The sequence below is a fragment of the Chelatococcus sambhunathii genome, from assembly GCF_001418005.1.
Classification (GTDB): Bacteria; Pseudomonadota; Alphaproteobacteria; order Rhizobiales; family Beijerinckiaceae; genus Chelatococcus_A; species Chelatococcus_A sambhunathii.
In genome coordinates, this window is record NZ_LIOL01000004.1 from 338,982 (window position 1) to 356,813 (window position 17,832).

Here is a 17,832-nt window from a genome sequence, read left to right on the forward strand (position 1 = left end):
TTTCTCTCCCCGTGCGGTGCGGCCTATAACCGATCGTGTGACAGGAGACTCGTCATGCCCGATCTCGCCGACCTCTTTCCCGGCTTCCAATCGCACTGGATCGACACCGAGGCGGGGCGCATTTTCGCGCGCTCCGGCGGCTCGGGGCCGCCGCTCGTGCTGGTGCACGGCTTTCCGCAGACGCATGTCGCCTATCATCGCATCGCGCCCAAGCTCGCCAAGCACTTTTCCGTGGTGCTGATGGACATGCGCGGCTACGGCTGGTCCTCGGCACCGAAGGGCGACGGCGGCCGCGAAACCTATACCAAGCGGGCCATGGGCCGCGATGTCGTCGCCGTCATGGAGGCGCTCGGCCACGTGCGCTTCTCCTTCGCCGGGCATGACCGCGGCGCGCGCGTCGGCTATCGGCTGGCGCTCGACGAGCCGGGCCGGCTCGACAAGCTGGTGCTGCTCGACATCCTGCCCACCTTCCATGTCTGGAAGCTGATCGAGGCCGGCAAGAGCCCGGCCGCGCACTGGGAGTTCCTCGCCCGCCCGGCGCCGGAGCCGGAAACCGCCATCGGCAAGGATCCCCTGCCCTATTTCGAGGATCTGCTGGTCCGCTGGTCGAAGACCAAGGACCTCAAGGGCTTCGATCCCCGGGCGCTCGCCCACTACCGCGCCAACTGGAACGAGCCGACCCGCATCCACGCCTTCTGCGAGGACTATCGCGCCGGCAGGACGACGGACGTTGCGCAGGACGAGGCCGACCTTGCGGCGGGCCGGACCATCACCGTGCCCACCCAGCTCATCTGGGGCGAGTTCTATCTCGTCACCACGGACAAGAGCCCGCTCGACGTCTGGCGCGAGACCTTCGCACCAAAGGCCGTCGGCACCAAGGTCAACGCCGCCCATTTCGTGGCCGAGGAGGCGCCGGACGAGGTGCTCGCGGCGATGATCCCCTTCCTCGAGGGCAAGGCATGAGGTTCCGCGACGCGACCGGGGCGGACCTTGCGGCGATCGTCGCGCTGCTCGCCGACGATCCGCTCGGCGCAACGCGCGAGGCACCGGCGGTAGAGCTGCCTTCCGCCTATGCCGAGGCCTTCGCAGCCATCGCCGCGGATGCCAACAACCGCCTGATCGTGGCGGATGATGGCGGGGCGGTCGTCGGCTGCCTGCAACTCACCTTCATCCCGGGCCTCACCTATACCGGCGGCTGGCGGGCGCAGATCGAGGGCGTGCGCATCGCCCAGAGCCAGCGCGGCCGGGGCCTCGGGCGGGCGATGTTCAATTGGGCGATCGAGCAGGCGCGTGCCCGCGGCTGCCGGCTCGTGCAGCTCACCACCAACAAGGCGCGGCCGGACGCCCTGCGCTTTTATGAAAGCCTCGGCTTCACCGCCAGCCACGAGGGCATGAAGCTCGACCTCGAGGCCGCCTGAGCCGCGCCGCAACGCGGGCCCGTCCGGCCCTGCTCCTTTATCGTCGCGCTGCCCCTAGCCCCGGCCAGGAATGGAGCCAACGCCTCCGCTCGTCATGGCCGGGCTCGTCCCGGCCATCCACGCCCTTCGGCCCGGCGCAGGCGGCACGGCGTGGATGCCCGCGACGAGCGCGGGCATGACGGCGGGAGTGTGGAAGCCGGCGTGCTTTCCCATCGTGCTCGCGATGCCGATGGCGAGACAGCTATGCGCCGGGGATGACGTCCCCCGTCGCCTCCGCTCGTCATGGCCGGGCTTGTCCCGGCCATCCACGCCCTTTGGCCCGGCGCAGGCGGCACGGCGTGGATGCCCGCGACGAGCGCGGGCATGACGGCGGGAGCGCGGGGGCCGGCGCGCTTTCCCATCGTGCTCGCAGTGCCGATGGCGAGACAGCTATGCGCCGGGGATGACATCCCCCGTTGCCTGCGCTAGGACGCGGGGCAACGTCAGAAGGTTCGCTTTTCCGCCATGTCCGACAAGCCGAAGACCAGCAACAAGCTCCTCGCGCGCCTGCCGCGCGGCCTCGTCGACCGTGCGCCGGGTGACATCGCCGCGACCGACCGGATGCTCGCCGCCATCCGCGAGACCTACGAGCTCTACGGCTTCGAGGCGGTGGAGACGCCGCTGATCGAATATACCGACGCGCTCGGCAAGTTCCTGCCCGACCAGGACCGGCCGAACGAGGGCGTCTTCTCCTTCCTCGACGACGACGAGCAGTGGCTCAGCCTGCGCTACGACCTCACGGCGCCGCTCGCCCGCTATGTCGCCGAGAACTTCGACACGCTCGCCAAGCCCTATCGCAGCTATCGCTGCGGCTGGGTGTTCCGCAACGAGAAGCCCGGCCCCGGCCGCTTCCGCCAGTTCATGCAGTTCGACGCCGACACCGTCGGCACGGCGAGCGTCGCGGCGGATGCCGAGATCGCCATGATGATGGCCGATACGCTGGAGAAGGTCGGCATCGGGCGCGGCGACTATGTCGTCAAGATCAACAACCGCAAGGTGCTCGACGGGGTGCTGACGGCCATCGGCCTTGCCGGCGAGGAGAATGCCGGCAAGCGCCTCGGCGTGCTGCGCGCCATCGACAAGCTCGACAAGTTCGGGCCGGAGGGCGTGCGCCTGCTGCTGGGCGAAGGCCGGCGCGACGAGAGCGGCGATTTCACCAAGGGCGCCGGCCTCGAGACCGCAGCCATCGAGCGCGTCATCGCCTTCACGGCCGCCAAGGGCGCCGATGCGGCGGCGACCATCGCCAATCTCGCTGCCGTCGTCGGCGATACCGCGCAGGGCAACGAGGGCGTCGCCGAGCTCGAGCAGATCGGCGCGCTCGTCGCTGCCGCGGGCTATGACGACGGGCGCGTCGTCATCGACCCCGCCGTCGTTCGCGGGCTCGAATATTACACCGGCCCGGTCTTCGAAGCCGAGCTCACCTTCGACGTGCCCAACGAGAAGGGCGAGGTCGTTCGCTTCGGCTCCGTCGGCGGCGGCGGGCGCTACGACGGGCTCGTCTCACGCTTCCGCGGCGAGCCGGTGCCCGCCACGGGCTTCTCCATCGGCGTCTCGCGCCTGTTCGCGGCGCTGAAGGCGATCAAGAGCCCGCTCGTCACGGATGCCGCGGGCGCCGGTCCGGTGGTCGTGCTCGTCATGGACCGCGACGAGATCGGCCACTACCAGCGCATGGTCGCGGCGCTGCGCCAGGCCGGCATCCGGGCCGAGCTCTATCTCGGCACCTCGGGCATGAAGGCGCAGATGAAATATGCCGACAGGCGCGCCAGCCCCTGCGTCGTCATCCAGGGCTCCAACGAGCGCGCAGCCGGCGAGGTCACCATCAAGGACCTCGCCCTTGGCGCCGAGCGCGCCGGCCTCGGCAAGGACCGCGACGACTACCTGCAGAAACAGGCCGAGGCCCAGTTCTCCGTCAAGGAGGCGGAACTGGTCGATGCCGTCAAGCGCGTGCTGGCACGGCGGACAGCGTGAGGCGGTTGCCGCCCTATCCTTCCGTTCACCCTTCAGCGCGAAAGCGGTCGCATCCGGCCCGCGCGCTTGCTAAAGACCCTGCCTGACAGGCAGGAAGGCCATGGTGACGACGACGCATTCGCGCGCGATGGCGCGCACCGACGAACTGATGGGGCTTTTCGCGCGCGAGGGCTATCAGCGCCTCGAGCCGCCCGTGCTGCAGCCCGTCGACGTGTTCCTCGAGCTCTTGGGCGAGGACCTGCGCCGCCGCCTGTTCCTGACGCAGGATGCGGCCGGCAGCGAGCTGTGCCTCAGGCCCGACTACACCATTCCCGTCAGCCGGGCCTATCTCGCCTCCCCCGCCGCCGGCAGTGCGGCGAGCCTTAGCTATCACGGCCCCGTCTTCCGCCAGCGGGCCGGCGAGATCGGCGAGATTGCGCAGGCCGGCATCGAGAATTTCGGCCGTACCGACCGCGAGGCGGCCGATGCCGAGGTGCTGGCGCTGGCCATGGAGGCGGCCGGGCTCTTCGGCCTTGCGGCGCCGGTCGTGCGCCTCGGCGACATGGGCCTGCTCGCGGCCGTGCTCGATGCCCTGAGGCTCGCGCCCGCGACGCGGCGCCGGGTGCTGCGCGCCATCACCCAGGGCGAGCCGGTCGATGCACCGAAAACCGCGGCGAACGGCAACGGCAACGACGACCATGCGGGCCTCCTCGCGGCCATCGCCGGGCAGGACGCCAAGGCGGCGCGGGCCTTCGTCGAGGACGTGCTGGCGATCGCTGGCATCAGCAAGGTCGGCGGGCGCACGGCCGGCGAGATCGCCGAGCGCTTCCTCGCCCGCGCCCAGGCGCGCGCAGGCGAGCTATCGGCCGAGGCGCATGCGACGCTCGAACGCTTCCTCGCCGTCGAGGGCGACCCCGACAGCGCGGCCGCGACGCTGCGCGCCCTGGCGCGGGACACGAACCTCGCCATCGATGCCGCCATCGACACCTTCGAGGCGCGCACCGGCTTCATGGCCGCGCGCGGCATCGACGTCACGCGCCTCGCCTTCGCGGCAAATTTCGCGCGCAACCTCGACTACTACACTGGCTTCATCTTCGAGCTGCACGACCCGGCGCGGCCGGAGGAAAAGCCCATCGTCGGCGGCGGCCGCTACGACAACCTCCTGTCGCAGCTCGGGGCTGCCGAAACGATTCCGGCCGTCGGCTGCTCCATCTGGATCGAGCGCATCAACGGAGCCGCATCATGAGCGACACCCCGCTCGTCCTCGCCGTGCCGTCGAAGGGCCGGCTGCAGGAGAACGCCGCCCGCTTCTTTTCCCGCGCTGGTCTTGAGGTGGTGCAGTCGCGCGGCGCGCGCGACTACCGCGGGCGCCTCGCCGGCGTGGCGGGCGTCGAGATCGCCTTTCTCTCCGCCTCCGACATCGTCGCACAGCTCGCCTCGGGCGGCGCCCATCTCGGCGTGACGGGCGAGGACCTGGTGCGCGAGGAGATCCACGACGCGGAAGAGGCGGTCGAACTCCTGGCGCCGCTCGGCTTCGGCCATGCCAATGTGGTCGTCGCCGCGCCGCAGGCCTGGATCGACGTGCGCACCATGGCCGATCTCGACGATGTCGCCGCCGACATGCGCGTGCGCCACGGCCGCAAGATGCGCGTCGCCACCAAATACATCAATCTGACGCGCCAGTTCTTCGCCGGCCACGGCATCGCCGATTACCGCATCGTCGAGAGCCTCGGCGCGACGGAGGGGGCACCCGCGACAGGCGCGGCCGAGATCATCGTCGACATTACGACGACGGGCGCAACACTCGCCGCCAACGCGCTCAAGGTCCTCGACGACGGCATCATCCTGCGCTCGGAGGCGAATCTCGTCGCCTCGCTCAGGGCACCCTGGAGCGAGACGGCCCGCGCCGCCGCGCGCACCATCCTCACCCGCATCGCGGCGGAGGAGGAGGCGCGCACGATGCGGGAGCTGACGGCGCGGGTGGGGACGCTCGATGCGGCACTGGAGCGCGAGATCATCGAGGGGCACGGCGGCCGTCTGCCCTTCGGGGGCCCGGACGAGCGTGGGCTCCTCACCGTGCACTGCCCGACCGACCGGGTCTTCGCGCTCGCCGCCCTGCTGACGGACAACGGCGCCGAGCCGGTTACGGTGCGTGCGCTCGACTATGTCTTCCGCGCCAGCAACGCGCTAAGCGAGCGGCTGTTCACGCGCCTTGGCTAGTGGCGCAGCCGCCACGCCTTTGCCATCAACGCGCATAGATTGGTTGGGTGACACCGGCCATTGCAGGTGCCCCGCGCCGCGTTTATGGTCGCGCCGATCCATGGATCGTCGGCTCGATGACGGTGCCCGCGAAAGGGCGCCGCATCATACCGGTGAGGGGGAGAGCAAGTGTTGTCTCGTTCGTCCGTTCGTTTCTGCGTGCTCGGCGCAATCGCGCTCGCCATGGCCGCTCCCGCGCTCGCGCAGACGCGGTCCGGCCAGCCGAACAATGCGGCCCAGGCGGCGCGCGAGAAGGAGCGGCAGACCAACGTGCCGCAGCAGGCCGAGAAGCAGTTCCCCGTCGGCACGAGCTGGGTGGCCATCAGCCTCAACGACAAGCCCTATTCCGGCGACCGGCCCGGCTTCGCCCTCGATGCCCAGTATCGCGCCCGCGGCTTTGGCATGTGCAACACCTATTCGGCCACGGCCTATCCGCTGCGCGACCAGGGCTTCGCCGTCGGCCCGCTGGCCATGACGAAGAAGGATTGCGGCAAGCAGGTGATGGCCGCCGAGCGCGCCTTCCTCGTCGCCCTGCGCACGGCGCGCAAGTGGGACCTCGTCAACGGCCAACTGGTGCTGACCGGCGAGAGCGGCACGCTGCGCTTCGAGCGGGTGCTCTGAGCGGCATCGGATGCGCTGGAGGCAACGGTGGCGCCGAAGAGGAATACCAGTCGCCGCTTCCCGGCATGATCGAAAGAAGGGCGACACGCCGGCGGCGGAAGCGAGCGTGAGGCATGGAGGCCCCCGGCACGGGTGAGGACGACGAGGCATGCCGAATCGCGGCTGCGCTTCATGCAACTGTCCGCGTCGGCTCGTGCCGGTGCACCCTTCCCGGACCGATCAGCCGACGGGCACCGGTTCACGCGCGAGATCGACCGGCCGCGCCACACCATCGTCCATCGGTTGCAGATCGATACGCCGGTCATGGAAGGCGGCAAGTGTCGAGCGATGGCCAATGGAGACGATCGTGGTGTCCGGCAGGGCCGCCGCAATCGCCTCGTAGAGGACCCGCTCGCTCTTCTCGTCGAGCGCCGAGGAGGCTTCGTCGAGGAGCAACCAGTCCGGCTTTGCGAGCAGCGCCCGCGCGATGGCGAGACGCTGCTGCTCGCCGCCCGACAGACGCTGCCCCCAGTTGTCGTCATCGTCCAGCCGGTTCACCAGCGCCGGCAGGCCGACGGCGATCAGGACCGCCCTGATGGCCGCGTCGTCATAGGCCCCGGCCACGGCCGGATAGGAGATGGCGGCACGCAGGTTGCCCTGCGGGATGTAAGGCCGCTGCGGCAACAGCATGACGCTGCGCCCCTCGGGCACGTCGACCTCGCCCGAGCCGTAGGGCCAGATGCCGGCGAGCGCGCGGAACAGTGTCGACTTGCCGGAACCCGACGGCCCGTTGACCAGCACCGGCTCCCCGGCCCTGAGGTCGAGCCGGTCGATCTCCACGATCCTGACGCCGTGCGGCAGGTCGACCCTGAGGTCGCGGATCACCAGCGCATTCTCCGGCGCGGTCTTGCGCTCGATGTGAGGCGGCACGGTGCCGATCACTTCGGCGCGGCCCATGGCATCCTCGAAGGTCACCAGACGGTCGATCGTCGCCTTATAGGCGGCAAGGGTCGTATAGGCCGAGATGAAGAAGGAGAGCGAGGCATTGACCTGGCCGAAAGCCTGCGCGCCCTGTTGCAGCTGCCCGAGCGTAATGCGATCGAGGAAGAAATACGGCCCCATGAAGAGATAGGGGAAGGCGACGCTCATCTGCTGCCACGAGAAGCGGAAGCCCTCGATCTTGAGGCGGCGTTTGAGGATGTCGATGACATTGGTGATGACCTGCGCGAAGCCGCCGCGCAGGTTCGCCTTCTCGGCATCGGCGCCGCGCAGCAGCGCGACCTGCTCGCCATATTCACGCAGGCGCGCCAGCGAGAAGCGGAAATTCGCCTCGAACTTTTCCTGCAGGAAGTCGAGCCGGATGAGCGGCCGGCCAATGAGATGCGTCAGGATGGTGCCGACGAGAGAATAGGCGACGGCGACCCACACGAGAAGGCCGGGAATGACGACGGCAGTGCCCGGGAAGGTGAAACCCTCGGAGAGGCCCCACAGCAGCACCGTGAACGAGACCAGCGTGGCGAGTTGCGCCATCATCTGCGTTGACAGGGTCATGGTGCTCGAGATGAAGGCGGCGACGTCGACCGAGATGCGCTGGTCAGGGTTGTCCGCGTTCTGCCCGGCGACCCCCATCTTGTAGTGCGTCGAGCGGTCGAGCCAGCGCGAGAAATAGCTCTCCGTCAACCATTGCCGCCAGCGGATGCGGAAGATCGTGTCGATGGTGAAATCGAGCAGCTGGAAGATGATCCAGAACACCAGCAGCGGGATGAACACCCACCAGATCTGATACCAGAAGGCGTCCGCATTCTTGTTCTGGAGCGCGTCGAACAGGTCGCGGTACCAGAGGTTGAACTTGATGTTGAGGCCAACCTGCACAAAGTTCGTGGCGATGATGGCGGCGACCATCGCGACCGCCGCCCGCCCTTCGGAGCGGAAGAGCCGGCCGAACCAGCTGAAGTTCTCTTCGCCGCTGCGGATGGAATAGAAGTAGGGGTCGGCAAGGTTCGTGATCGTGCGCACGACCGGGATAAACGAGACGCCGAAGACGAGACCCGCGAAGCAGACGGAAGCGGTGGCCATGAAGGCCGGCGGCACGAGCGCCGCCAGCGTCTGCGGCACGAGGCCGTAGCTGGCGAGTGTGTTGGCCGCCGCGATCAGCAGATAGCCGAGCGCATACATGCCCATGAAGATGCGCAGGAAGATCGAGATGTCGCGCGCCAGCCACAGGATGGCCGCGAGCACGAAACCGCTGACCGGCACGAAGAGCGGCAGGGCGTTCGCCTGCCCCTGCGACAGCGCCAGAAAGGCTGCGGACGCGGCCGCAACGACAATGGCTATGAGCTTCATGAAGTCCGCTTGTCCCGCCAGAAGGGCCGGCACCGCCGGCATCCGAAATCCGCCTCGTCTCCTACAGGAATTCGACAGGCGCTGCACCTAACGCTTTTGTAAAGCGGCAGAAAGACGGCGGAAACAGGTACAGGGATCGCCGGCGGAATCGCCCCTTAGCGCCTGGCCAACGAAAAAGGGCCCGGCGGCGATGCCGGGCCCTTCCGTCTCTGGCCGAATGGACTTCCTCAGAAGTCCATGCCGCCACTTCGGCCGATCCAGTCGGCCGAAGCACTTGCCTCAGCTTGGGCGGATGGACTTCCTCAGAAGTCCATGCCGCCCATGCCACCGCCCGGCATGGCGGGCGCGGCCGCTTCCTTCTTCGGCTTGTCGGCGACCATCGCCTCCGTCGTGATGAGGAGCGAAGCGACCGAGGCGGCGTCCTGCAGGGCCGTGCGCACGACCTTGGCCGGATCGACGATGCCGGCCTCGAGCATGTCCACGAACTCTTCAGTCTGCGCGTTGAAGCCGAAGGTCTGCGACTTGTTCTCGGAGATCTTGCCGACGACGATCGAGCCCTCGACGCCGGAATTCTCGGCGATCTGGCGGATCGGCGCCTCGAGCGCGCGCAGGACGATATTGATGCCGGCCTGTACGTCGGCGTTGTCGCTCTTGAGCTTCGCCACGGCCGCCTTGGCACGCAGGAGGGCTGTGCCGCCGCCCGGGACGATGCCTTCCTCGACGGCCGCGCGCGTGGCGTTGAGGGCGTCGTCGACGCGGTCCTTCTTCTCCTTCACTTCGACCTCGGTGGCGCCGCCGACGCGGATGACGGCCACGCCGCCCGCGAGCTTGGCAAGACGCTCCTGCAGCTTCTCACGGTCGTAGTCCGAGGTGGTCTCCTCGATCTGCGCCTTGATCTGCTGCACGCGGGCCTCGATGTCCTTCTTCTTGCCGGCACCGTCGACGATCGTGGTGTTCTCCTTGTCGATCCGCACCTTCTTGGCGCGACCGAGCATGTCGAGCGTCACGTTCTCGAGCTTGATGCCGAGGTCTTCGGAGATCGTCTGGCCGGCGGTGAGGACGGCGATGTCCTCGAGCATGGCCTTGCGGCGGTCGCCGAAGCCCGGCGCCTTCACCGCCGCGACCTTGAGGCCGCCGCGCAGCTTGTTGACGACGAGCGTGGCGAGCGCCTCGCCCTCGACGTCCTCGGCGACGATCAGAAGCGGCTTGCCCGTCTGGACGACCGCCTCGAGCACCGGCAGCATGGCCTGCAGCGAGGAGAGCTTCTTCTCGTGGATGAGGATGTAGGGATCGTCGAGCTCCGCGACCATCTTCTCCGCATTCGTGATGAAGTACGGAGAGAGGTAGCCGCGGTCGAACTGCATGCCCTCGACGACGTCGAGCTCGGTCTCGAGGCTCTTGGCCTCCTCGACCGTGATGACGCCCTCGTTACCGACCTTCTGCATCGCCTCGGCGATCATCTCGCCGATGGAGCGGTCGCCGTTCGCCGAGATGGTGCCGACCTGCGCGACCTCGTCGGAGGACTTCACCTTCTTGGCGCGCTTCTCGATGTCCTTGATGACCTCGGCCACGGCCATGTCGACACCGCGCTTGAGGTCCATCGGATTCATGCCGGCGGCGACCGACTTGGCGCCTTCCTTCACGATCGCCTGGGCGAGGACCGTGGCCGTCGTGGTGCCGTCACCGGCCAGATCGTTCGTCTTCGAGGCCACCTCGCGCACCATCTGCGCGCCCATGTTCTCGAACTTGTCCTCAAGCTCGATTTCCTTGGCGACCGTCACGCCGTCCTTCGTGATGCGCGGCGCGCCGAAAGACTTCTCGATCACAACGTTGCGGCCCTTCGGGCCCAGCGTCACCTTCACCGCATTGGCGAGAATGTCCACGCCGCGCAGCATCTTCTCGCGCGCGTCAGCCGAAAATTTTACGTCCTTGGCAGCCATGTGCTCAACTCCTGCCTGAAACTCAAGATGGGGGAGGGGCGGCTCAGCCGATCACGCCCATGATGTCGGACTCCTTCATGATAAGGAGGTCCTGGCCGTCGATCTTCACCTCGGTGCCCGACCACTTGCCGAAGAGCACGCGATCGCCCTTCTTGACATCAAGGGCAACGAGCTTGCCATTGTCGTCGCGGGCGCCGGGACCGACGGCGACGATCTCGCCCTCCTGCGGCTTTTCCTTGGCCGTGTCGGGGATGATGATGCCGCCCTTGGTCTTCTCTTCGCTGTCGAGACGGCGGACGACCACGCGGTCGTGCAGCGGACGGAACTTCATGAGACGTGTCCTCTCAAAGAAAGCAGCGGAACGCGCTGATCATGCGGGGCCTGTTAGCACTCGACAGAAGCGAGTGCCAAGGCTCGGGCGGAGATAGGCAGGCGGCGCTGGAGAGTCAAGGCACGGTCGCGACAAATTCGCCGTCACGCTGCACGCTGCCTTCGCGCGGGCGGCCTCTCAGCCGGGATGGTTAACGGGCCGGCACCGCCGGCGCCACCATGCCGGGCATCGGCGGCTCTGCCCGCCTCGCTGCGCGCATGATCACGCGCCGACACGCCAAGAGCGGGACCTCCTCACGAAGGCCCCGCCCTTTTCTGCGACGCACCATGATATCCTGCAGGGCGGCGAGTGAGAGCATTGCCCCGCGATTGCGGATGGGCGCGGCGCCAGTCGCGGCGAACCGGGGGCGAGACCGCTTGCGCGCATCCCTGCCACGAGGACAGCGCCCTCGTGCCGGCATGTACTATCCGCGATCCCGCGGCGGATCGTTCATCAGCTGGGCCAATTGGTTCATCAGGTGGTCCAGCCGCGCCATCTGCTGCCCCTGCAGCGCCGGCTGGCCCGCCATGTCACGCAGCAGCCACGCCATTTCCCCGGCCAGCCGCGCGATCGCAGCCTCCTGCGCCCCCTGCCGCCCTGCGAGCATCCTCGTCAGCTGCCCGACCTGCTCCCTCGCAAGCTGTATGACATCCGGAAGATCGCCGCCGCCGTGCTCATTCCATTGATCCGTCGATCGGTCGGCAGATCCCGAAAGCATGTCCACCATGACGCGGTTCCTCAAGCGTGATGGGCAGCCGGCCGCACCGGCCGGGCATATGGCACCGTGGCTGGCGCGGCCGGGCAGGCCCGAGCGTTCAGAACGCTCCGGATGTCCCCGACAGCCCGAAATAGGCCGTCAGTCCGGTCAGCCTGAGATCGCCGTAGCCTTGATCGTTGCCGCAGCACGGCGGCTGCTTCTGGCCCTGGCCGTTGCCGCAGCACGGCGACTGGCCCTGCCCCAGGAACTGCTGCAGCTGTTGCAGCAGCTTGACCAGCTGCATCATCTGCTGCAGCTGTTTCAGGGTACCCATGAAATCATTCTGGCCAATATTGCCGATAAAGCTGCCCTGACCGTTGGGCTGGATTCTGTATGACATTCTGAACCTCACCGATAGATCGATCATATTCCGCCCGGTAACGGGCAAGCACCTGCACCTGAAAAGCACGCGCTGATCCGCGCTCATCCGCCCGATGCAACGGCCGCGGCATGCGGCCCTGTGCGATCGGCAACGAGGATTCGGCAGCGCCGCCGGTCTGCAGCGCTCCTCACCCGGAGCCGGGGACAATCCGCGGCTCCGGGGGAGTCGTCGCGACATGTTACGACAGGGTGACGCAGCTGATCCGGGCCGAAACGTCGGTCACGATCCGAACCAATTCACCATCACGGCACGATGTCACTTCTGGATGTTCTGGGACTGCTGCGCCTGCATTGCCACTTGCGCCAGCATCTCCTGGAAATCATCCGCGGAGCGCTTCTGCTTCTGGGCGTCCTGCACACCGGCGGCAGAGGCCGCACCAGCATTCGAAGCCCCATTCTTCTGACAGCACGAGCAAGCCATGATATACCTCCAAAATATCAATATACGGGCCGATAATGCCCCTGAAAAACGAGCGATATTTCGATTATGACATAGATATACAGTCATCATCGCTCACAAGATATGATGCAAAGACCAACTGAACAGCGCAACTGCTATGACGTTGCTATTTCTAAACTCACAATTTCCTAACCATCTCCCGCCCGCCGTCAGCGGCGGACTGTCGCAAGCGCGCCGAGGACGATCAGGGCACCGCCGGCGAGCGTCTGCAGCGAGGGCACCTCGCCGAAGAAAAGATAGCCGAGTGCCACCGCCCAGATGAGGGCGGTGTATTCGAGCGGCGCGAGGCGCGCCGCCTCAACCCGGGCGAAGGCCGTGGCGAGGATGAGATGCCCGATGGCGCCGAGACAGCCGATGGCGAGGAACAGCGACAAGTCGGACACGTGAGGCGGCACCCAAACCGCGCCGGCGGGCGCGGCGAGCACGAGTGCCGGCCCGATGTTCTGGAAGAAGACGATGGTCTCGACGCGGTCGCGCGTCGCCCGCGCCCGCAGCATCACCATCGACAAGGCGTAGGTCACGGCTGCGGCGAGCGCCGCCGCGATGCCGTCCCACGAACGCGCGCCGCCCGAGGTGCCGGAGCCGTGGACGATGATCACCATGCCGGCGAAGCCGGCCAGCAGGGCGACGACGATGCGCCCGTCGATGCGTTCGCGCAGCAGCACGACGCCGAAGAAGGCGATGAAGACCGGGGCGAGGAAGGCGAGCGCCTGCGCCTCCGCCAGCGGCAGGCGGCCGAGCGCGTAGAAGAAGGAGGTCGCGGTGACCACGACGAGCAGGGCACGCCAGCTGTTGGCAACGACTGTCTCGCGCGTCGGCCAGCCGGGTCTGCGCACGGCGAGCGCCGCGCCGGCGACGAGCGTGCCGCAGGCGAAGCGCAGGAAGGTGATCTCGAAGGTGGGGTAGCGCGCCGCCACCGCCTTGATGAGCGCATCCATGGCCGACAGGAGCGCAATGCCCAGAACCGCGCGGCCGAAGGCGCCCGTCATCACCCTCTCCATCTGCGCCGACGCTGAGGGGCTATTCGAAATAGCCGTCGATCTCGTTCTGCCGCAGGTGCCCAGGCGCGCCTGCAACGGCAGGACCGTTGAGCAGTTGCGCGTCGTTGGCGGCCCTGCGGGCCGTCATCTGCCGCGGCGCCACCTGCACGATCGCTGCCAGTTCGTCGAGATGTGCCGCCAGCCCTTCGAGGTGGCGGCGGATCTTGGCGACGCGCTGCTGTGTTAGATCCTGATAATTGCAGGCCTCGTAGAGCTTGATGAGCTGGCCCATGATGCTCTCGGCCGAACCGACGTTCTCCGGCTCACCACTTTGCTTGAGTCTGCGCGCCTCCGCGGCGATGACCTCGGCAGCGCCGAGGATGTCGCCGGCAGCATGGGCCGTCTCGTCGCCCACCGCGCTCAGTTCCGTCAGGGCGATACGGGCGACGGAGCTATCACCCGTGCCGTGACCGATGGCGGCGAGTTCCTGCCGCACAGCGGCAACCGTCCCCTGCAGGCCCGCCACCTCCTGGCTGAGGCGCGCCACCTCCGCCGCCTCGCGGCGGTAGTCGTCCATGAGACCGAGCGCCTGGCGCTGCATGGGGCGGAAGATCTCCAGCATCTCCCGGATATCGTCGAGCGCGGCCATGATCTCGGCCCGGCTCGTGTCGATGCGCGGCATGCGGCGGTCCGCCAGCACACGCTCGCGCCGGTCGATGCGCATGACGTCGAGGGAGGTCACATTGCGATAGCGCGCACGTGCGGGAAGCGTCGACATGGCCTGCTCATCCGGGATGCGGCGAATGTGTCGCCGCGATGCAAAGACACCGATTGGTAGCCGACCGAGTTAAATCCATCGTTAAGGACGCCTCGGCACCAGCCGCTAACCATCGCGACGGAAAACACCGCCTCCGGCCGGCTCATGGAGCGGAAAGCCCGCGGCGTTCACCATTTGGCGAGCCCGTTTCGCAAGTCTTCGGCTGCATTGGCATCATATGCCGTCATCGATTGCAGGTTCAGCCATGTTGCCCATCCATCGCTTGTCTCTCGCCGCAGCGCTCGCCTGCGGCCTAGCCCTGCCCGCAGGCCCCGCGGGGGCGCAGACCGTCATCTACGGCACCGGCACGCGTGCGCCCCTGCCATCGGCCAGGGTCATCCAGGCGCCCGGGGCGCGCGAGATGGCAGCCGCGGCCGAGCGGCAGCCCGTGCGCCGCGCCGACCTCGGCGGCGGCTTCATCGAGATGCTGGTAACGGGCCGGAGCCCCACGGCGGGTCGGCGGACCGGGCCTCCGGTGCGCATCGTCGCCCCTTCCTCCGGCAGCATCGGTCGGATCCACGCGGTCCCGCCGTCCGATCCCCTCGATGCCGCGCTCGACACTGAACGGACATGGGAACGCCTGCCATCGGGGAACGTGCGCCACGCCGCCCTGCCCGATGCAGCCGAGCTACAGCCGATGCGCGCGCCCGAGCCGCGCTACGCGCGACAGGTCGTAGATTACACGGGCCCACACAAGCCGGGCACGATCATCATCGATACGGCTAGCCGCTTCCTCTATCTCGTCGAGCCGGGCGGGCGCGCCATCCGCTATGGCATCGGCGTCGGCCGCCAGGGCTTCTCCTGGCGCGGCAGCGAGAGCATCAGCATGAAGCGCGAGTGGCCCGACTGGCGCCCGCCGGCGCAGATGCTGAAGCGCCGGCCCGACCTGCCGCGCCACATGGCCGGCGGGCCCGACAATCCGCTCGGCGCGCGCGCCCTCTATCTCGGCAAGACGCTCTATCGCATCCACGGCACGAACGAGCCGCACACGATCGGGCGCGCCGTGTCCTCCGGGTGCATCCGCATGCTCAACAAGGACGTCATCGACCTCTACAACCGCGTGCGCATCGGCACCCGCGTCGTCGTCAGCTGAGCGGAGCCTTCGGCTGCTTTATAGGGAGCCCGGGACCTGGTGGATCGCGTGATGTCCGAAGGGCATCACCACGGCGCCTCAGGCGCGCGCTTCGAGCGCGGCTGCGATGTCGCGCTTGAGGCCATCCTTGACGAGATCGGCCGCGGCGAAAATGGCCTTCGCCTTGAAGAAGTCGAGCCCACGGAAGGCGCCGACCGGGGGCCGCACCATGATGTGCGGCGGGCCGGCGGCGAGTTTGCCGGCGACGATGGCCGCCTGCATGATGTGCGAGGCGCCGAACATCGTCTCGATCGGATCGGGCACGCCGTCCGTCTCACGCGCCGCGCCGCCGACGACATCGACGGCGATGACGACGTCGGCCCGCGGCAGAAGGTGGTCGAACGGCAGCGGGTTGGTGGCGCCGCCGTCGATGAGTACCCGCCCGCCGGCGACGACGGGCCGCACGAGCCCCGGAATGGCCATCGAGCCGGCAACGGCCGAGACGAGCGCCCCCGCGCCGATGACAACCTCCGAGCGCGCATAATAATCCGTCGCCACGACGAGGAGCGGCACGGCGAGATCCTCGAAACGCTCCGGCACGCTCTGCGGCCAGAACAGGTCGAGGAATTTCTCGCCGTCGATCAGCACCGGGTTGGCATGGCCGCGCGCGAAGAGCTGCGACAAGCGGCCGACGCGGGCCTGCAGCAGGCGGGTCAGCACCGCCGTGCGATCGCGCAGCGTGTCCTGCACGTGCCGGCGCAGGTCGCGACCGCCGATGCCGGCGGCATGGGCAGCGCCGATGATCGCCCCCATGGACGTGCCGGCAATGACGGCCGGCCTGAGGCCGAGTTCGTCGAGCACTTCGATGACCGCGATGTGGGCGAGGCCGCGCGCCCCGCCCCCGCCGAGCGCAAGGCCGATCGAGGTGCCGGACGCCGCCGTCATCGCCGCTGCCCGGCTGGCCGACGGCGGCGCACAGGCATCAGGCGACCGCCCGGATGACCTTGCCGAGCTTGTCGGCGATGTCGCCGATGTCGCTCTCGGTCAGGATGAGTGGCGGCGAGACCGCGATGGTATCGCCGGTGATGCGCACCATGAGATCGAACTCGTGGAAGGCGCGGTCCATCGCCTCGAAGGCGCGCCGGCCCGGTGCATCCTTGAGCGGCGCGAGGTCGATGGCGCCGACGATGCCGACGGAGCGGATGTCGAGCACGCCCGGCAGACCCCTGAGCCCGTGGATCGCGTCCGCCCAGGCGCCCTCGAGGGCCCGGGCGCGCTCGAACAGACCCTCGTCGCGATAGACGTCGAGCGCCGCAAGGCCGGCGGCGCAGGCGAGCGGATGGGCCGAATAGGTATAGCCGTGGAAGAGCTCGATGACGTGCTCCGGCCCCTGCATGAAGGCCTCGTAGATGCCCTTGCGCACGAGCACGCCGCCCATGGGCACGGTGCCGGACGTGACGCCCTTGGCGAAGGTGATCATGTCCGGCACGACGCCGTAGCGCTCGGCCGCGAAGGCGAAACCGAGGCGGCCGAAGCCGGTGATGACCTCGTCGAAGACGAGCAGGATGTTGTGCTTGTCGCAGATCTCGCGCAGGCGCTTCAGATAGCCCTTGGGCGGCGGCAGCACGCCGGTGGAGCCGGCCATGGGCTCGACGATGACGGCCGCGATGGTCGAGGCGTCGTGCAGGGCGACGATGCGCTCCAGTTCGTCGGCGAGATGCGCGCCCCACGCCGGCTCGCCGCGCGAGAAGGCCTGCTCCTCGCGGTTGTAGGTGTGCGGCAGGTGGTCGACGCCCGTCAGCAGCGAGCCGAAGAACTTGCGGTTCGGCACGATGCCGCCGACCGAGATGCCGCCGAAGCCGACGCCGTGATAGCCACGCTCGCGGCCGATGAGGCGCGTCTTGGAGCCCTTGCCCGTGATGTTCCAGTAGGCCAGCGCGATCTTGAGGGCGCTGTCCACGGCCTCCGAGCCGGAATTGGCGAAGAAGACGTGGTCGAGGTCGCCCGGCGCCAGCGCAGCGATGCGGGCCGCGAGCGCGAAGGCCTTGGGCTGGCCAAACTGGAAGGCAGGCGCATAGTCGAGCTCGCCGGCCTGCGCCTGGATGGCCGAAACGATCGGGTCGCGATTGTGACCGGCGTTGCAGCACCACAGCCCCGCCGCGCCGTCGACCACCTTGCGGCCCTCGGCCGTCAGGTAGTGCATGTCCTTGGCGCCGGTCACCATGCGCGGCTTCTTCTTGAAGGCACGGTTGGCCGTGAAGGGCATCCAGAACGCTTCGAGGTCGTTCGGCGCGAGCGCGTGGTCGTGGGCGGCAGAGGCGGACATCGTGGCTCCCGTTCGGTTTGGGCCGCGGGAGACAGGATCCCGCGGCCATTATGATGCCAAGCTATCAAGAGCCGCGCCGAAGAGGAACAATCGAACCGGCCGCCCGCCCTGCGACATATGCTG

17 protein-coding genes are annotated in these 17,832 nt (G+C 68.1%); 7 read left to right on the forward strand and 10 right to left on the reverse strand.

Going from position 1 to position 17,832, the window contains the following annotated elements; translation table 11 throughout:
• Positions 1-54 precede the first annotated feature (54 nt).
• The 6 genes from ASC46_RS10705 to ASC46_RS10735 all read left to right on the forward strand — a co-directional run bounded on the left by ASC46_RS10705 (position 55) and on the right by ASC46_RS10735 (position 6,284).
• Positions 55-963 (forward strand): alpha/beta fold hydrolase, encoded by a 909-nt coding sequence (locus ASC46_RS10705; RefSeq protein ID WP_055459287.1) that lies wholly within the window; start codon positions 55-57, stop codon positions 961-963.
• Positions 960-1,418: a GNAT family N-acetyltransferase gene (locus ASC46_RS10710; protein WP_055459288.1), complete on the forward strand. Its 459-nt coding sequence runs from the start codon at positions 960-962 to the stop codon at positions 1,416-1,418. The genes ASC46_RS10705 and ASC46_RS10710 overlap by 4 nt, the downstream gene beginning before the upstream one ends.
• A 504-nt stretch (positions 1,419-1,922) precedes the next feature.
• The gene (gene hisS / locus ASC46_RS10720; RefSeq protein ID WP_055459290.1) at positions 1,923-3,425 is read left to right on the forward strand and encodes a histidine--tRNA ligase; all 1,503 of its coding nucleotides are present in this window, start codon (positions 1,923-1,925) and stop codon (positions 3,423-3,425) included.
• A 100-nt stretch (positions 3,426-3,525) separates the two neighbouring features.
• Positions 3,526-4,650, forward strand: coding sequence for an ATP phosphoribosyltransferase regulatory subunit (locus ASC46_RS10725; protein WP_055459291.1), 1,125 nt, complete (start codon positions 3,526-3,528; stop codon positions 4,648-4,650).
• Complete coding sequence (gene hisG, locus ASC46_RS10730; RefSeq protein ID WP_055459292.1) at positions 4,647-5,624, forward strand: ATP phosphoribosyltransferase; 978 nt, start codon at positions 4,647-4,649, stop codon at positions 5,622-5,624. Before ASC46_RS10725 ends, hisG begins: the two co-directional genes overlap by 4 nt.
• A gap of 222 nt (positions 5,625-5,846) precedes the next feature.
• On the forward strand, positions 5,847-6,284 hold the full coding sequence (locus tag ASC46_RS10735; RefSeq protein WP_425349123.1) for an META domain-containing protein: 438 nt from the start codon (positions 5,847-5,849) through the stop codon (positions 6,282-6,284).
• 219 nt (positions 6,285-6,503) lie between these two features.
• Here the strand turns inward: ASC46_RS10735 and ASC46_RS10740 are convergent, their stop codons facing one another.
• From ASC46_RS10740 to ASC46_RS10770, 8 genes are all read right to left on the reverse strand, one after another.
• Complete coding sequence (locus ASC46_RS10740) at positions 6,504-8,606, reverse strand: ABC transporter ATP-binding protein/permease (protein WP_055459387.1); 2,103 nt, start codon at positions 8,604-8,606, stop codon at positions 6,504-6,506.
• Between the two features lie 302 nt (positions 8,607-8,908).
• Positions 8,909-10,546, reverse strand: coding sequence for a chaperonin GroEL (gene groL, locus ASC46_RS10745; RefSeq protein WP_055459294.1), 1,638 nt, complete (start codon positions 10,544-10,546; stop codon positions 8,909-8,911).
• Positions 10,547-10,589: 43 nt separating this feature from the next.
• Complete coding sequence (groES, locus tag ASC46_RS10750) at positions 10,590-10,877, reverse strand: co-chaperone GroES (RefSeq protein WP_055459295.1); 288 nt, start codon at positions 10,875-10,877, stop codon at positions 10,590-10,592.
• A 463-nt stretch (positions 10,878-11,340) separates the two neighbouring features.
• Positions 11,341-11,643 (reverse strand): hypothetical protein, encoded by a 303-nt coding sequence (locus ASC46_RS10755; RefSeq protein ID WP_055459296.1) that lies wholly within the window; start codon positions 11,641-11,643, stop codon positions 11,341-11,343.
• A gap of 88 nt (positions 11,644-11,731) precedes the next feature.
• Positions 11,732-12,013, reverse strand: coding sequence for a hypothetical protein (locus ASC46_RS10760; protein WP_141659680.1), 282 nt, complete (start codon positions 12,011-12,013; stop codon positions 11,732-11,734).
• Between the two features lie 297 nt (positions 12,014-12,310).
• On the reverse strand, positions 12,311-12,475 hold the full coding sequence (locus tag ASC46_RS21245; RefSeq protein ID WP_157672330.1) for a hypothetical protein: 165 nt from the start codon (positions 12,473-12,475) through the stop codon (positions 12,311-12,313).
• A 188-nt stretch (positions 12,476-12,663) separates the two neighbouring features.
• The gene (locus ASC46_RS10765; RefSeq protein ID WP_082464793.1) at positions 12,664-13,503 is read right to left on the reverse strand and encodes a DMT family transporter; all 840 of its coding nucleotides are present in this window, start codon (positions 13,501-13,503) and stop codon (positions 12,664-12,666) included.
• 31 nt (positions 13,504-13,534) lie between these two features.
• Positions 13,535-14,272, reverse strand: a complete 738-nt coding sequence (locus ASC46_RS10770; RefSeq protein WP_055459299.1) for a hypothetical protein — start codon at positions 14,270-14,272, stop codon at positions 13,535-13,537.
• Between the two features lie 244 nt (positions 14,273-14,516).
• On the opposite strand from ASC46_RS10770, the gene ASC46_RS10775 reads away from it, so the two are divergent.
• Positions 14,517-15,404, forward strand: coding sequence for a L,D-transpeptidase (locus ASC46_RS10775; protein WP_055459300.1), 888 nt, complete (start codon positions 14,517-14,519; stop codon positions 15,402-15,404).
• Positions 15,405-15,482: 78 nt separating this feature from the next.
• Here the strand turns inward: ASC46_RS10775 and ASC46_RS10780 are convergent, their stop codons facing one another.
• Complete coding sequence (locus ASC46_RS10780; RefSeq protein WP_055459301.1) at positions 15,483-16,328, reverse strand: patatin-like phospholipase family protein; 846 nt, start codon at positions 16,326-16,328, stop codon at positions 15,483-15,485.
• A gap of 37 nt (positions 16,329-16,365) precedes the next feature.
• Entirely contained in the window at positions 16,366-17,709 is a 1,344-nt protein-coding gene (gene aptA, locus ASC46_RS10785; protein ID WP_055459302.1) for an omega-aminotransferase AptA, read from the reverse strand.
• Positions 17,710-17,832 lie beyond the last annotated feature (123 nt).

Excerpts from the sequence above, each read along its gene's own strand:
- ASC46_RS10705 (WP_055459287.1), top strand. The coding sequence starts at position 55 with ATGCCCGATCTCGCCGACCTCTTTCCCGGCTTCCAATCGCACTGGATC.
- ASC46_RS10710 (WP_055459288.1), top strand. The coding sequence starts at position 960 with ATGAGGTTCCGCGACGCGACCGGGGCGGACCTTGCGGCGATCGTCGCG.
- hisS (WP_055459290.1), top strand. The coding sequence starts at position 1,923 with ATGTCCGACAAGCCGAAGACCAGCAACAAGCTCCTCGCGCGCCTGCCG.
- ASC46_RS10725 (WP_055459291.1), top strand. The coding sequence starts at position 3,526 with ATGGTGACGACGACGCATTCGCGCGCGATGGCGCGCACCGACGAACTG.
- hisG (WP_055459292.1), top strand. The coding sequence starts at position 4,647 with ATGAGCGACACCCCGCTCGTCCTCGCCGTGCCGTCGAAGGGCCGGCTG.
- ASC46_RS10735 (WP_425349123.1), top strand. The coding sequence starts at position 5,847 with ATGGCCGCTCCCGCGCTCGCGCAGACGCGGTCCGGCCAGCCGAACAAT.
- ASC46_RS10740 (WP_055459387.1), bottom strand. The coding sequence starts at position 8,606 with ATGAAGCTCATAGCCATTGTCGTTGCGGCCGCGTCCGCAGCCTTTCTG.
- groL (WP_055459294.1), bottom strand. The coding sequence starts at position 10,546 with ATGGCTGCCAAGGACGTAAAATTTTCGGCTGACGCGCGCGAGAAGATG.
- groES (WP_055459295.1), bottom strand. The coding sequence starts at position 10,877 with ATGAAGTTCCGTCCGCTGCACGACCGCGTGGTCGTCCGCCGTCTCGAC.
- ASC46_RS10755 (WP_055459296.1), bottom strand. The coding sequence starts at position 11,643 with ATGGTGGACATGCTTTCGGGATCTGCCGACCGATCGACGGATCAATGG.
- ASC46_RS10760 (WP_141659680.1), bottom strand. The coding sequence starts at position 12,013 with ATGTCATACAGAATCCAGCCCAACGGTCAGGGCAGCTTTATCGGCAAT.
- ASC46_RS21245 (WP_157672330.1), bottom strand. The coding sequence starts at position 12,475 with ATGGCTTGCTCGTGCTGTCAGAAGAATGGGGCTTCGAATGCTGGTGCG.
- ASC46_RS10765 (WP_082464793.1), bottom strand. The coding sequence starts at position 13,503 with ATGACGGGCGCCTTCGGCCGCGCGGTTCTGGGCATTGCGCTCCTGTCG.
- ASC46_RS10770 (WP_055459299.1), bottom strand. The coding sequence starts at position 14,272 with ATGTCGACGCTTCCCGCACGTGCGCGCTATCGCAATGTGACCTCCCTC.
- ASC46_RS10775 (WP_055459300.1), top strand. The coding sequence starts at position 14,517 with ATGTTGCCCATCCATCGCTTGTCTCTCGCCGCAGCGCTCGCCTGCGGC.
- ASC46_RS10780 (WP_055459301.1), bottom strand. The coding sequence starts at position 16,328 with ATGACGGCGGCGTCCGGCACCTCGATCGGCCTTGCGCTCGGCGGGGGC.
- aptA (WP_055459302.1), bottom strand. The coding sequence starts at position 17,709 with ATGTCCGCCTCTGCCGCCCACGACCACGCGCTCGCGCCGAACGACCTC.